Below are 13,695 nucleotides of genomic sequence, written 5' to 3'. Positions count from 1 at the left end.
ACATCACTCCTTCTGCATGCGCGTCGTGCCGCTCAGTGGCTGGACCGGCGCATCCTCGGTCGTGTCGTGCTTGGCCTCCTCGGGGCGGCCGGTCTTCGCGGCGGCCTTGGGGGTCGGCGCGACGGGACCTGAACCCGGACCGCGCGATGTCGCCTCGTTGTTCGCGGCGATCTCGGACGCGTAGCCCTTCTCCGGCGTTATGCCGGGATTGGCCGGATCCTCCTGCTCGCGCGTCACGTGATGCGGCCCGACGCTGGTCGGGCGCGCGGTCCTGGTCTGGGTGTCCGGCTTGTTCGGAAAGGACGTGCCGCCCTTGCGCCCGCGTTCCTCTGCCATCCCGCTTGCTCCTGTTGCACTGCGGCAACGCGCGGGCACGCCGGTCGTTCGCATGTTGCGGCGCGATACACGCGTTACGCGACGTGATGAGCCCTGCGTGAAGTCTGCGACACCTCGCAGTTTTGCCGATTACATACGTCGAGACTCATCCGAGATTGGAACCATGCGTTCTGTGCTTCGCCTCGTTCCGCTTCTGCTGCTCGCCCTGCCGGCCCTGGCGCAGCAGGCGCCGACGGGGTCCGGGCCCGCCGTGCCCGTGACCACCGCGGTGGTGCAGCGCGGCCCGATCCCGGTGGAGTTCCCGGCCAACGGCACCGCCGCGGCCGAGGGCGTCGTCAGCGTCCGCGCCCGCGTGGACGGCCAGGTCGAGCGCGTGCACGTCACCGAGGGCCAGATGGTCAGCAAGGGCGACGTGCTCTTCACCCTGGATCGCCGCCTGCCCTATGCCGTGCTGGCCCAGCAGGAGGCGCAGTTGGTGCGCGACCGCGCGACGGCGGCGCGGGCCGAGGCCGACCGGCAGCGCTACGCCTCGCTCCGCGGCGAGGGCTTCGCCGCCCAGCAGCGCTTCGAGCAGGCCAATGCCGACGCGCAGGTCGCCGCCGCCAACGTCAAGGCGACCGAGGCGCTGATCGACTTCACCCGCACCCAGATCGCCTACGCCACCATCGTCGCCGAGGTGGACGGTCGGCTCGGCGCATTGCCGGTGCGCGAGGGCAACGTGCTGCGCGCCGCCGAGAACACGGTGATTGCGACGATCACGCCGATGGACCCGCTGATCGTGCGCTTCGCCGCGCCGGAGCGCTGGGTGCCGCAGATCCGCGAGGCCATGGCCGCCGGCGATGCGCCGGTGGTGCGCGCCGCCGTGCCGAACGACCGCGGCCCGCCGGTGGAGGGCCGGCTGACCTTCCTCGACAGCCAGGTGGACCCGCAGACCGGCACCATCGCCCTCGGCGCCCGCTTCCCGAACGAGGCGCAGCGCCTCTGGCCCGGCCAGTACCTGAACCTGACGGTGACGCTGCGCAGCGAGGACGGCACGACCGTGCCCGTGCAATCCGTCCAGCAGGGCGCGCGCGGCACGCAGGTCTTCGTGCTGGATGCGCAGAACGTCGCGCACCGCAGGCCCGTGCGCGTCGTCCGCATCAATGGCGGCCGCGCCGTGATCTCGGGTGAGGTGCAGCCCGGCGACCGCGTCGTCGTGGAAGGGGCGAACCTGCTGACCGAGGGATCGCGCACGCAGGAACGCCAGCCGCAGCAGCCCCAGCAGGGCGGCCAGGGCGGGGCACGCTCGTGACCCTCCCGGAGATCTGCATCCGCCGCCCCGTCATGACAGGGCTGCTGTCCGTCGCGGCGGTGATCGCCGGCGTCGTCGCCTATTTCCAGATGCCGGTCGCCGCCGTGCCGCGGGTGGACTTCCCCGTCATCCAGGTCACCGCCCAGCTTTCCGGCGCGAGCCCGGAGACGATGGCGAATTCCGTCGCCCTGCCGCTGGAGCGGCAATTCTCCACCATCGCCGGCCTGGACCAGATGTCCTCGACATCGGGGCAGGAGCAGACGCAGATCACGCTCCAATTCGTGCTCGGCAAGAACATTGATGCCGCGGCGCTCGACGTGCAGTCCGCGATCAGCCGGTCGCAGCGGCAGATGCCGGCGGAGATGACGACGCCGCCTTCCTTCCGGAAGGTGAACCCGGCCGACGCGCCGGTGCTGCTGCTGACGCTACAGGGCGGCGAGGTCCCGCTGTCCCGCCTGAACGACACGGCCGCGCTGGTGATCTCCCCGGCGCTGTCGCGTGTGCCGGGTGTCGCGCAGGTGCTGACCTTCGGCGAGCAGCAATACGCCGTGCGCATCCATCTCGACCCCGACCGCGCGGCCTCTCTCGGCCTCGGCTTCGACGAGGCGCAGCGCGCCATCGCGGCGGCCAACACCAACACGCCGGTCGGCCTGCTGAGCGGCCCTCGGCAGCAGCTGACGCTGCGCGCCAACGACCAGCTTTCGAACGCCGAGGCCTTCTCCTCCCTCGTCGTCGGCGGGCGCAGCGGCAACCCGATCCGGCTGTCCGACATCGCGACGGTGGAGGACAGCGTCGCCAACAACCGCATCGCGGCCTGGTCGGGGCGGGACCGCGCGCTGATCCTTGCGGTGCAGCGCCAGCCCGACGCCAACACGGTTGATGTGGTGGACGGCGTGCGCCGCGCGCTGCCGGCGCTCCAGGCGGCACTGCCGCCCGGGGCGACGCTTGGCGTCATGCTGGACCGGTCGGTGTCCATCCGCGACGCCGTGCACGACGTGCAGGAATCCCTGCTGATCGCGGTCGGGCTCGTCGTACTGGTGATCTTCATCTTCCTCCGCCGGGTGTCGGCCACCATCGTCCCCGCGGTCGCGGTGCCGGTCAGCCTCGCGGCGACGCTCGCGATGATGTACGGGCTGGGCTACGGCATCGACAACGTGACGCTGCTGGGGCTGACGCTCGCCGTCGGCCTCGTCGTGGACGACGCGATCGTCGTGCTCGAGAACGCGATGCGCCACATGGAGGAAGGCATGCCGCCCATGGCGGCGGCCATCCGCGGGTCGCGGGAGATCGCCTTCACCGTGGTGTCCATCACGGCGTCGCTGGTCGCGGTCTTCCTGCCGATCCTGCTGATGGGCGGCGTGGTCGGGCGCATCTTCAACGCCTTCGCGGCCACGGTCTCGTTGGCGGTCATCGCATCCTGCGTGGTGTCGCTGACGCTGACGCCGCTCATGGCGTCCCGCCTGCCGAAGCCCCGGCCCGACGGGCCGTTCGCTCATGCGCTGGAGCGCGGCTTCCACTACGTCGAGGCCGGCTATGCCTGGCTGCTCGACAAGGCGCTGCGCTGGCGGAGCGTCGTCTGGCTGGCATTCCTCGGCACGCTGGTGCTGGCGGGCTGGCTCGCCATCAACATCCCGAAGGGCTTCTTCCCGGTCGAGGACACCGGCCTGCTGAGCGTGTCCACCGACGGCCCGCAGGATATCTCCTTCGACGACATGGCCAGCCGCCAGTCCCGCGTCGCGGAGCTGATCGCGGCCAATCCGAACGTCGCGCGCGTCGTGCACAACATCGGCGTCGGCGGCGGCACCCAGGCCATGAACCAGGGCCGCATGTTCGTCGAGCTCAAGCCGCGCGACGAGCGCCCGCCGATCACCGAGGTCGTGCAGCAGCTGCGCCGCCAGGCCGCGAGCGTCCCGGGGATGCGGGTCTTCCTGCAGCCGATCCAGAACATCTCCTTCGGCGCGCGCCAGGCCCGCACGCTTTACCTCTACACCATGCAGGGGTTGCAGCAGCAGGAGCTGTATGACTGGGCCCAGCGCATGACGGACAAGCTGCGCCAGATCCCGGGCCTGCAGGACGTGAACAACGACCTGCAGCTCGCCGCCCCCATCCTGCAGGTGGATGTGGACCGCGACCGCGCGGCGTCGCTCGGCATCACCGTGGACCAGGTGCGCCAGGCGCTCTACTCCGCCTTCGGCTCGCGCCAGATCAGCACGATCTATGGCGCGGCGGCGTCCTATCAGGTCATCCTCGATGTCGAGAAGGCGGACCAGCGCGACGAGGCCGACCTGGGGCGCATCTGGCTGCGCGCGAATACCGGGCGGCTGGTGCCGCTGACGGGGCTCGCGACCTTCTCTCGCCGCCCCGGCCCGGTGACGATCGCGCATCAGGGCCAGCTGCCCGCGGTGACGATCGGCTTCAACACCGCGCCCGGCATGTCGCTCGGCGCCGCGACGGACGCGATCCTGGCGGCGCAGCGCGAGGCCGGGCTGCCGCCCAGCATCGTGACGGGCTTCACGGGCACGGCGCAGATCTTCCAGCAGGCGCTGGCAGGGCAGGGGCTGCTGCTGCTGGCCGCGCTCGGCGTGATGTATGTCGTGCTGGGCGTTCTCTACGAGAGCCTGGTCCACCCGCTGACCATCCTGTCGGGGCTGCCCTCGGCCGCCGCCGGCGCGCTGGCGACGATCTGGCTGTTCGGCATGGACCTCAGCGTGATCGCGGTGATCGGCGTGCTGCTGCTGATCGGGCTCGTGAAGAAGAACGCGATCATGATCGTGGACGTCGCGCTGGTCCGGCAGAGGGAAGGCGCGCCGCCGCTTCAGGCCGTGCGGGAGGCCTGCATCATCCGCTTCCGCCCGATCCTGATGACGACGCTGGCGGCCGGCGCCGGCGCGGTGCCCATCGCGCTGGGCCTCGGCGCGGCGGCGGAGCTTCGCCAGCCGCTGGGCCTGGCGGTGGTCGGCGGGCTCGCGGCGAGCCAGGCGCTGACGCTCTTCGTGACGCCGGTGCTCTATCTCGGCTTCGACCGGCTGGGGGCGATGTTTTCACGCCGGTCCGATACGCCGGCCGATGCGCCGGGCGCGCCGGCGGAGTAAACTGCGCGGCATGACGCCATGCCGCCTGCTTCCCCTTCTGCTCCTCCTCCCCGTGGGCTGCGCGGTGGCGCCGCCGACGGCGCCGACCATCGCGGCCATGCCGGGACCCGGGCGCGACTTCCAGCGCTTCCAGCAGGAGGAGGCGAATTGCCGCGGCATTGCCTATCAGCAGGTGAGCGCGGGCGCGCAGGCCGGCACCAATGCCGTCGTCGGCAGCGCGGCGATCGGCACCGCACTCGGCGCGGTGGCGGGCGGGCTGGTCGGATCGGCCACGGGCCAGGCCGGCGCGGGTGCGGCGGTCGGGGCGGGCACCGGCCTGCTCGCGGGCGGCGCGGTGGGCGCGAGCCAGGCCGGCCGCGCGGGCGGCAACCTGCAGCAGCGATACGACACGGTCTATGCGCAGTGCATGACGGCCGCGGGGAACACGATCCAGGGCCCGGCCTATGCGATGGCGGGGCCGTACCAGCAGCCCCAAGGCTATCCGCAGCCGCAGGCGCCCTATGGCTACCGGCAGCCCCAGGCGTATCCGCCGCAGGCCTACTATCCCGCGCCAGGGGCGCCGCCGGTGGCGGCCTATCCCGGCTATGGCGGCTACTACGCCGCGCCGGCGCCTTATGGATGGGCGAGGTGATCGTAACGCCGCGCCGGCTCGCGCGTTGAACGGGGCGGCCGGACAAGGACGTCGCGGTGATGCGGAGGGTGCTTCTCCTCCTGCCCATGTTTCTCGGGGCCTGCGCGGTTGTGCCGCCGACGGGCCCGACGGTGATGGCGCTACCCGCGCCCGGGCGCGACCTGCAACGCTTCCAGGGCGAGGACACCTATTGCCGGAACTACGCCTTCAACCAGGTCGGGCTTTCGCCGGCAGTGCCGGCAGGGCAGCAGGCCGCGATCGGCAGCGCGGCGGTCGGCACTGCGCTCGGCGCGGTGGCGGGCGGGCTGATCGGCTCGGCGACCGGCCAGGCCGGCGCGGGGGCGGCGATCGGTGCGGGCACCGGCCTCGTCGCGGGCAGCGCTGTGGGTGCGAACCAGGCCGGCGCGACCACGGCGAGCCTGCAATCGGCTTATGACGTCGCCTATGCCCAGTGCATGACGAGCGCGGGCAACACGATCGCCCCGCCGGCCTACGGCGTCGTCGGCTATGCGCCGGCCTGGCCCTACTACGCCTATCCCTATTGGGGTCCGACCGTCTCGCTCGGCTTCGGCTATGGGTATGGCTACGGTTACGGCCGCTGGCGAGGCGGCTATCCCGGCTACTACCGGCGACCCTATGGCTGGCACCGCTAGACGGCCCTGACCTCGCCCGCTTCCGCCGGCAACTCGCCACCCAGCGCCGTCACCAGCGCACCGCGCAGCGACGCCAGCTTGCGCTCGTTCTCGACCTTCAGGCCGAAGACGTCCTTGACGTAGAAGACGTCCACCGCGCGCACGCCATAGGTCGTGATGTGCGCCGAGCCGATCTGCAGCCCCTGCTCGCTGATGGCTGCCGTCACGTCATGCAGCAGGCCTGGCCGGTCGCGGCCGTTCACCTCGATGACCGTGTGGCTGTTCGACGCGTGGTTGTCGATGACGACGCGCGGCGGGATCTGCACGGCGCGCAGCCGCGCGGGCTCGCGCCGCAGCTTGCCGATCTCGGCATCCAGCCGCAGGCGGCCGGACAGCGACTGCTCGATCAGCACGGCGAGCCGCGCCAGGCGATGCGGCGCGTCGAAGGCGCCGCCGGCGGCGTCCTGCACCCAGAAGGTATCCAGCGCCATGCCGTTGGTCATGGTGTGGATGCGCGCATCCACGATGGAGGCACCCGCCACCGCCAGCGCGCCGGCGATGCGGCTGAACAGGCCGGGATGGTCGGTGACATAGACCGTGACCTCGGTCACTGCGCGGCTTTCGATGACGCGTGTGCGGACGGTCAGCGGCGCGTCGGTCCGGTCGGCCTCCTGGATCATGTGCGCGTGGCGCGCATGCGTGTCGGGGTCGAAGGACAGCCAATAGCCGGGATAGCCGAGGCCGAGGAAGCGGTCCACGTCCTCCCTCGGCAGGTCGGTCAGCAGCGCGGCCGCGGCCTGGCGCGCGCGGGCGACGCGGGTGTCGCGCTCCGGCACGGAGAGGCCGCCCGCCAGCACCTCCGCCACGCGCCAATAGAGCTCGCGCAGCAGCGTCGCCTTCCAGCCGTTCCAGACCTTCGGCCCGACGGCGCGCATGTCGGCGACCGTGAGCACCAGCAGCAGGCGCAGGCGTTCCGGCGACTGCACGGTCTCCGCAATGTCGAGGATGGTCTTGGGGTCGTCGATGTCGCGCTTGAAGGCGGTCTGGCTGATCAGCAGGTGGTTCAGCACGAGCCAGGAGACGGTCTCCGTCTCCTCGGGCGTCAGGCCCATGCGCGGACAGAGCTCGAGCGCGATCTCCGCGCCGAGCTCGGAATGGTCGCCGCCGCGGCCCTTGGCGATGTCGTGCAGCAGCACCGCGACATAGAGCGCGCGGCGCGACTGCACCTGGCCGATCAGCTCCGACGCGACGGGTGCGACCTCGTTCAGTTCGCCGCGCTCGAGCTGGCCGAGCACGCCGATCGCCTCGATCGTGTGCTCCTCGACCGTGAAGACGTGGTAGGTGTCGAACTGCATCAGCCCGATGATGCGGGCCCAGTCCGGGATGAAGCGGGAGAGGAAGCCGACCTCGTTCAGCACCCGCAGCCAGCGCGCGGAATCGCGTCCCGCGAGGATGTCGAGGAAGAGCGCGTTGGCCTCGGCGTCGTCGCGGAGCCTGACGGCGTAGCGCGCATTGCGCACCAGCGCGCGGAAGCCGAGCTGGTGGATCTCGAGCCCGCGGTCGCGCGCGGCGCGGATCAGCCGCAGCATGATGGCGGGATCGCTGGCGACGACGCGGTCGGGCGCGAAGAGCACCTTGCCGTCGGCCAGCGCCATGCCGGCCTGGGTCAGCGCGGCGTCGCCGGCGGGCACGAAAGCCGGCACGCCGAGCGCCGCGCGCTCGATCGCGGGTTCCAGCAGGCGCGTCAGGCGGACCACGTCGCGCGCCGTGAGGAACAGGTGCTTCATGAATCGCTCGACGCCGTCCTGCACGCCGTGGCGCGTGTAGCCCATGCGGGCGCCGACCACGGGCTGCAGGTCGAAGGTCAGGCGTTCCTCGGCGCGGCCGGTGACATAGTGAAGGTGGAAGCGGACGGTCCAGAGGAAGTTCCAGGCCCGGCGGATGGCGCGGGCCTCCTGCGGGGTCAGCAGGCCGCCGCCCGGGCTGTCGGCGCCGACGAGCTCCGGCATGCGCTGCACGCCGAGCGCATGCCGCGCGAGCCAATAGAGCGTCTGCAGGTCGCGCAGGCCGCCGCGGCCTTCCTTGACATGCGGCTCCACCAGGAAGGGGCTGTCACCGTAGCGCGCGTGGCGCGCCTGGCGCTCCGCCCGCTTGGCCGCGAGGAAGCCCGCCAGGCCCGATCGCTGGCGGAAGGCGGTGAAGTCGGCGTCGAAATGCTCGAACACCTTGCGGTCACCAGCGAGCCAGCGCGCATCGATCAGCGCGGTCTGGATGGTGACGTCGCCCTTCAGGTCCTCCAGGCACTCGTCGACGGTGCGGGTGGCATGGCCGACCTTCAGCCCGAGGTCCCAGAGCAGGTAGAGCATGAACTCCACCGCCCGGCGCCCCTGCGGGCCGAGCGGGCTGTCCGACAGGAACAGCAGGTCGATGTCGGAATAGGGGGCGAGGACGCCGCGGCCGTAGCCGCCGGTGGCGATCAGGGCGAAGCGCGGCTCCGCCCTCGACGTTTCCGGTCCGGTCGGGACCATGGCGACGGTATAGGCGTGGATGGCGCCGACCAGCCCATCGGTCAGCGCGGCGAGCCATCGCGCGGCGGCGAGGCCGGAGAGCTCATGCGCCTCGAAGGCGCGCTGGACCTTTCCCTGGATGCGGCCGAGCTGCCGGCGAAGCTGCCCCAGCGCCTCGTCGCGCGGGATCGGGCGGCCGCCATCGAACAGGGCGGCCACGAGATCGGGCAGGACATCGGGCGCCTCCCCGCGCGACGCGGGCGCGTCGGGGGTCTGCGCGAGGCTGGTCGGCTTCACCGTGTCACGATACCGACTTGCGGCCCGGGGCAACAGTCTCGTGTTGCGCTGCGGCAGGATCAGCCATGGCCTTGAGGCGGTAGAGCGCCTCCTGCGCCTCGCGCGGGGAGAGCGCATCCGGATCGATCTCCGCCAGCGCGTCGTGCAGGGGGGTGGCCGGCGCGGCCGGCGTCTCCGCGGGGCGGGCAAACAGGGGCAGTTCCTCGGCCAGCGCGTCGGGCCCGCCCGAGCGCGCGCGGGCCTCGAGCGCCGAGAGGACCTGGGTCGCGCGGGTCAGCACGGGGCGCGGCACGCCGGCGAGCCGCGCGACATGGACGCCCCAGGATTTCTCCGCCGCGCCGTCGCCGACCAGGTGCTGGAAGACCACCTCACCGCGCCATTCCCGGACCTTCATTTGCGCGAGCCGCAGTTCCGGCAGGCGTCCCGCGAGCTGGGTGAGCTCGTGGAAGTGGGTCGCGAAGATGGCGCGGCAGCGGATGCGGTCGTGCAGCGCCTCCAGCACCGACCAGGCGATGGCGAGCCCGTCCCAGGTCGCGGTGCCGCGGCCGACCTCGTCCAGGACGACGAGGGACCGTGCCGTGGCGCCGTTGAGGATGGCGGCGGTCTCGGCCATCTCGACCATGAAGGTGGACCGGCCGCCCGCGATGTCGTCGCCCCCGCCGACGCGGGAGAAGAGCCGGTCCACCAGGCCGAGCCGGGCCGAGGCCGCGGGCACGAAGAGCCCGGCCTGGGCCAGCACCACGATCAGCGCGTTCTGCCGCAGCCAGGTGGACTTGCCCGCCATGTTGGGGCCGGTCAGCAGGCAGAGGCGCCGGCCCGGTGACAGGTCGCAATCATTCGGCACGAAGCCGGGGCCGCGGGCGCGGCGCAGCGCGGCTTCCACCACGGGGTGGCGGCCGGCGACGATGCAGAAATCGGGGCGGTCTGTGATCTCCGGCCGGCACCATCCGCCCTCGGCGGCGAGCGTTGCGGCGGCGGCGTGCAGGTCGAGCTCCGCCACGCCGTGAGCGGCGGCGGCGATGGCCGTGCCGGCGTCCAGCAGCATGCGCCGTATGTGCTTCACGCAATCGCGTTCGCGCGCCGCGGCGCGGTCCCCGGCCTCGGCGACCTTGCGGTCGAGGTCGGCGAGCGCGGTGCAGGTGAAGCGGACCGCGTTCGCCATGGTCTGGCGGTGGATCGGCGCGTGCTCGGGCTTCAGGGATTTCGGGGGATCGCGCAGCAGCTTCTCCGCCGGCGCTGCGGGCAATTCCGCGAGGAAGCCGAATTGCTGGTGGTGGCGGATCCTGAGACTGGCGACGCCCCAGGCCTGGGCGAGGTCGAGCTGCAAGGCGGCAATCGCCTCGCGCCCGCCGTCGCGCAGTTTCCGAAGTGCGTCCAGCTCGCCGTCGTAACCGGCAGCGATCATGCCGCCGTCGTCCAACCGCGCCGGCAGCTTCTCCGCCAGCGCGCGGCCGAGCTCGGCGCCGAGCACGGGATCGAGGCGGAGCGCGGCGGTCGCCGTCTCGACCACTTCCGGCACGGGAAGCTGCGCCGCCTGCATCGTCGCGACCAGCCGCGCGGCGAGATCGAGCCCGAGCTTCAACGCGCCGAGGTCGCGTGGCGCGAAGCGATCCAGCGCGAGCCGCGCCAGCGCGCGCGCCATGTCGGGCGCGCCCTTCAGCGCGGCGCGCAGCGCGCCCCGCGTCGCCTCGTCGCCGAGCAGGAAGGCGACGGCGTCGTGGCGGGCGGCGATCGGCCCGATCTCGGCCAGCGGCGCGGCCAGGCGCGAGGCGAGTTCCCGCGCGCCGGCCGCCGTCAGCGTGCGGTCCACGGCCGCCAGCAGCGTCGCTTCCGTCCCGCCGCGCTGGTCGCGGAGGATCTCGAGGCTGCGCCGCGTCGCCGCATCCAGCGACAGCCCGCCCGCGCCACCCTGCGGCCGGGGCGGGTCGAGCCGCGGCAGCGCGCCGGCCTGCGTCTCCTTCACATAGGACAGCGCGAGCGCGGCGGCGGCGAGTTCGGCCTCGGCGAAGCGGCCGAAGCCGTCCAGCGTCGCGACGCCATAGGCCTCGCGGATCAGGCGCGCGGGATCCCGCGGCACCAGGCGCGGCGCGATACGGCCGGGCAGGCGGTGGGCGAGGTCCGGCTCCTCCGTCAGTTCCATCGGCACCACGGCCTCGGCTGGCTCGAGCCGCGCCAGCAGCGCGCCGAGATCCGCGCGGGGGATCGCCGCGGTGCAGAAGCCGCCGGTCGAGACATCGAGCCAGGCGGCGCCCAGCGCGTCCTCCGCCGGGGAGAGGGCCAGCAGCCAGGCCGGGCGGGATGCTTCCAGCAGCCCGTCCTCGAAGACGGTCGCGGGGGTGACGACGCGGACGACCTCGCGCCGGATGGTCGGGGCCTTGCGGCGCTTGGCTTCCTCCGGCGTCTCGAGCTGGTCGCAGATCGCGACGCGATGCCCGGCGCGGATCAGCCGCGCGAGATAGGCGTCGAGCGCGTGGGCGGGCACGCCCGCCATCGGCACGGGCTGGCCGCGATGCTCGCCGCGATGGCTGACCGCGATGTCGAGGACGCTCGCTGCCTCCTCGGCGTCGGAGAAGAACAGCTCGAAGAAGTCGCCCATGCGGAAGAAGACGAAGGCGTCGGGATGCGCCGCCTTGGCGGCGAACCACTGCGCCATGGCGGGGGTGGCGCCCTCCGCGGGGGGGATGTCGCGCGCCTGCGCGCGCGGAACGGGGTTTCCGGTCACTTGCGTTGACTAGCGGGAAGGACCGCCGGCGCGAAGCCTGGACGCCGGCCCGGACATGAGCGCAGGCTGTCGGCCAGGGAGGAAAGCGACATGACCGTCAGTGGCCTCGACCACGTCAACATCCGCTGCCGCGAGCAGGACCTGCCGGCGATGCGCCGCTTCTGGGGCGACGTCGTCGGCCTCCAGGAAGGCGACCGGCCCAATTTCGACTTCCCCGGCATCTGGTTCTGGGCCGGCGCGCGGGCCGTGGTGCACATCGCCTGCCGCATGAAGGACAACGAGACGCTGCCGACCAGCCACGGCGCTTTCGGTCATATCGCGCTCCGCGCCGAGGGGCTGGAGGAGACGCGCGCGCGCCTGGCAGCGCAGGGCGTGACGTTCACCGAGGCGCCGGTGCCCGGCTTCCCCCTGCACCAGATCTTCCTGCACGATCCCACGGGGATCATGGTCGAGCTGACCTTCGCGGTCTGAGAGAGGGCACGACACGATGAAGCGCCGGGATTTCCTTGCCGCCGCCGCGGCCGTGCCGCTTGCCGGGCCGGCCGTCGCGCAGAACACGCGCGCGACGACGCTGCGCATGGTGCCGCAGGCCAACCTCTCGGTGCTCGACCCGATCTTCACCACGGCGACGGTCACCGGCAACCACGGCTTCTACGTCTTCGACACGCTCTACGGCGTGGACGACCAGCTCCGCGCGAAGCCGCAGATGGCGGAGGGGCACGAGGTCTCCGCCGACGGGCTGACCTGGCGGATCAGGCTGCGCGAGGGGCTGCGCTTCCACGACGGCGAGCCCGTCCGCGCGGTGGACTGCATCGCCTCCGTCCAGCGCTGGTGCGCGCGGGAGCCCTTCGGCCAGCTCCTCGCCCGCGTGGTGGACGAATGGCGCGCGGCCGACGACCGCACCATCGTCATCCGCCTCAAGCGTCCCTTCCCGCTGCTGCCGGATGCGCTGGCGAAGCCCGACAGCTCCTCGCCCTTCATTATGCCGGAGCGCCTGGCGCGCACCGATCCCAACCGCGGCATCACGGAGATGGTGGGCTCCGGCCCCTACCGCTTCATCGCCGCGGAGTTCAATTCGGGCAGCAAGGTCGTCTACGAGAAGTTCGACGCCTACGTCCCCCGGCAGGAGGCGCCGACCTGGACCTCCGGCGCCAAGGTCGCGCATTTCCGGCGCATCGAGTGGCACATCCTGCCCGACGCCGCGACCGCGGCCGCCGCGCTGCAGGCCGGCGAGATCGACTGGTGGGAACGCCCGCATCCCGACCTGCAGACGCTGCTGGCGCGCTCGCGTGACGTCAGGCGCGAGGTGACGGACACCGCCGGCCGCATGGCGGTGCTGCGGATGAACAACCTCCACCCCCCCTTCGACGACGTCCGCATCCGCCGCGCCGTCCGGCTGTCCGTCGAGCAGGAGGAATACATGCGGGCGTCGCGCGGCGACGACCGGCAGGACTGGTCGGTCGGCCGCAGCCTCTGGCCGCGCCAAACGCCCTTTTTCGAGGATTTGGGCGAGGCCGTGATGCCGGGCGACCTGAATCGGGCCCGGGACGCGCTGCGGGAGGCCGGCTACGCCAACCAGAAGGTCGTCATCATCAACCCCACGGACTTCCCGGACATCGGCCCGCTCGGCCAGGTGACGGCGGACCGGCTGAAGCGCATCGGCATGAATGTCGAGCTCGCCGAGAGCGACTGGGGCACGGTGGTGCAGCGGCGGACGAACCGCGAGCCCGTGGACCGCGGCGGCTGGTCCATCCTGCACACCACCGGCGGCGCCAGCGCCTGGGCGAACCCGGCGGTGTCCTTCCTGGTGCGCGGGCAGGGCGCGCAGGGCTGGTTTGGCTGGTGGAAGAGCGACAGGGCCGAGGAGATTGCCGAGGCCTGGGTCAATGCCCCCGACGAGGCGCGGCAGCGGGCGCTGGCGAGCGAGCTCGGCAGGCTCGCGCTGGACGAGGCGGCGTTCGTTCCCCTCGGCCAGTTCGTCATCCGCACGGCCTTCCGCCGCGACATCACGGGCATCCTGCCGGGGTCGTCGCCCTATCCCTGGAACGTGCGGCGGGTGTAGCGGAAGGACCCTCTCCCACATAGTGGGGGAGAGGGCTTTCGAGGGCGGGGTAGACGGCTTCCGTCCTTCGCAACGCTCCCTCGCACCTGCGAAGCCGCTGGCTTCCCTCCGGCGCCGGGGGCTGC

At 72.3% G+C, this 13,695-nt stretch carries 9 protein-coding genes; 6 read left to right on the top strand and 3 right to left on the bottom strand.

Annotated features, from left to right (window positions below):
* Positions 1-3: 3 nt before the first annotated feature.
* Positions 4-336 (bottom strand): hypothetical protein, encoded by a 333-nt coding sequence (locus tag ACLF3M_RS17305; protein WP_430658207.1) that lies wholly within the window; start codon positions 334-336, stop codon positions 4-6.
* A gap of 163 nt (positions 337-499) precedes the next feature.
* Between ACLF3M_RS17305 and ACLF3M_RS17300 the strand changes: the two genes are divergently transcribed.
* From ACLF3M_RS17300 to ACLF3M_RS17285, 4 genes are all read left to right on the top strand, one after another.
* Positions 500-1,627 (top strand): efflux RND transporter periplasmic adaptor subunit, encoded by a 1,128-nt coding sequence (locus ACLF3M_RS17300; protein ID WP_430658206.1) that lies wholly within the window; start codon positions 500-502, stop codon positions 1,625-1,627.
* Positions 1,624-4,719 carry an efflux RND transporter permease subunit gene (locus ACLF3M_RS17295; protein WP_430658205.1) on the top strand — a complete coding sequence of 1,032 codons (3,096 nt, stop codon included), beginning with the start codon at positions 1,624-1,626 and terminating at the stop codon, positions 4,717-4,719. The genes ACLF3M_RS17300 and ACLF3M_RS17295 overlap by 4 nt, the downstream gene beginning before the upstream one ends.
* Positions 4,720-4,729: 10 nt before the next feature.
* The gene (locus ACLF3M_RS17290; RefSeq protein ID WP_430658204.1) at positions 4,730-5,350 is read left to right on the top strand and encodes a hypothetical protein; all 621 of its coding nucleotides are present in this window, start codon (positions 4,730-4,732) and stop codon (positions 5,348-5,350) included.
* Positions 5,351-5,436: 86 nt separating this feature from the next.
* Positions 5,437-6,003, top strand: coding sequence for a glycine zipper family protein (locus ACLF3M_RS17285; protein ID WP_430658203.1), 567 nt, complete (start codon positions 5,437-5,439; stop codon positions 6,001-6,003).
* Here the strand turns inward: ACLF3M_RS17285 and ACLF3M_RS17280 are convergent.
* On the bottom strand, positions 6,000-8,903 hold the full coding sequence (locus tag ACLF3M_RS17280; RefSeq protein ID WP_430658202.1) for a [protein-PII] uridylyltransferase: 2,904 nt from the start codon (positions 8,901-8,903) through the stop codon (positions 6,000-6,002). The genes ACLF3M_RS17285 and ACLF3M_RS17280 overlap by 4 nt on opposite strands.
* Entirely contained in the window at positions 8,791-11,508 is a 2,718-nt protein-coding gene (mutS, locus tag ACLF3M_RS17275) for a DNA mismatch repair protein MutS (protein WP_430658201.1), read from the bottom strand. The genes ACLF3M_RS17280 and mutS overlap by 113 nt, the downstream gene beginning before the upstream one ends.
* A gap of 90 nt (positions 11,509-11,598) precedes the next feature.
* On the opposite strand from mutS, the gene ACLF3M_RS17270 reads away from it, so the two are divergent.
* Together ACLF3M_RS17270 and ACLF3M_RS17265 are read left to right on the top strand one after the other, a co-directional pair.
* Complete coding sequence (locus ACLF3M_RS17270; protein WP_430658200.1) at positions 11,599-11,979, top strand: VOC family protein; 381 nt, start codon at positions 11,599-11,601, stop codon at positions 11,977-11,979.
* A gap of 16 nt (positions 11,980-11,995) precedes the next feature.
* A complete protein-coding gene (locus tag ACLF3M_RS17265; RefSeq protein WP_430658199.1) occupies positions 11,996-13,570 on the top strand; it encodes an ABC transporter substrate-binding protein in 1,575 nt (524 codons plus the stop codon).
* The last annotated feature ends 125 nt before the right edge of the window (positions 13,571-13,695 follow it).

The organism is Falsiroseomonas sp. HW251 (assembly GCF_050563545.1).
Lineage (GTDB): Bacteria > Pseudomonadota > Alphaproteobacteria > Acetobacterales > Acetobacteraceae > Falsiroseomonas.
Note: the sequence above shows the minus strand (reverse complement) of the source record. Positions and strands in the feature narration are given on the sequence as shown.

What these genes read in the sequence shown, in the direction of transcription:
- ACLF3M_RS17290 (WP_430658204.1), top strand. Translation starts at nt 4,730, where the DNA reads ATGACGCCATGCCGCCTGCTTCCCCTTCTGCTCCTCCTCCCCGTGGGC.
- ACLF3M_RS17285 (WP_430658203.1), top strand. Translation starts at nt 5,437, where the DNA reads ATGTTTCTCGGGGCCTGCGCGGTTGTGCCGCCGACGGGCCCGACGGTG.
- ACLF3M_RS17265 (WP_430658199.1), top strand. Translation starts at nt 11,996, where the DNA reads ATGAAGCGCCGGGATTTCCTTGCCGCCGCCGCGGCCGTGCCGCTTGCC.
- ACLF3M_RS17305 (WP_430658207.1), bottom strand. Translation starts at nt 336, where the DNA reads ATGGCAGAGGAACGCGGGCGCAAGGGCGGCACGTCCTTTCCGAACAAG.
- ACLF3M_RS17280 (WP_430658202.1), bottom strand. Translation starts at nt 8,903, where the DNA reads ATGCGCTCTCCCCGCGCGAGGCGCAGGAGGCGCTCTACCGCCTCAAGG.
- ACLF3M_RS17300 (WP_430658206.1), top strand. Translation starts at nt 500, where the DNA reads ATGCGTTCTGTGCTTCGCCTCGTTCCGCTTCTGCTGCTCGCCCTGCCG.
- ACLF3M_RS17270 (WP_430658200.1), top strand. Translation starts at nt 11,599, where the DNA reads ATGACCGTCAGTGGCCTCGACCACGTCAACATCCGCTGCCGCGAGCAG.